1 protein-coding gene is annotated in these 222 nt (G+C 59.9%); it reads left to right on the top strand.

Going from position 1 to position 222, the window contains the following annotated elements; genetic code table 11:
- On the top strand, positions 1 to 222 hold a 222-nt coding region (locus AF337_RS39240; RefSeq protein WP_152971380.1), incomplete at both ends, for a DUF3299 domain-containing protein.

Raw genomic sequence — 222 nt, 5'->3', positions numbered from 1 at the left:
GCGGTGAGCGGCCCACAGGGTGAAACACTCGCCTGGCATGGCGAGGTGCATCCGATCGAATTGACGGGCTTCGTTTTGCCGATCGACCAGGACGGCGATCTTGTCTACGAATTCATGCTCGTGCCTTGGGCCGGAGCCTGCAGTCACATGCCGTCTCCTCCACCCAACCAACTGGTTCGTGTCGTTCCGGAAGAGCCATTGCACCTGGCGAGAATGTACGAG

It is taken from the genome of Rhizobium ecuadorense, from assembly GCF_001187535.1.
Lineage (GTDB): Bacteria > Pseudomonadota > Alphaproteobacteria > Rhizobiales > Rhizobiaceae > Rhizobium > Rhizobium ecuadorense.
Note: the sequence above shows the minus strand (reverse complement) of the source record. Positions and strands in the feature narration are given on the sequence as shown.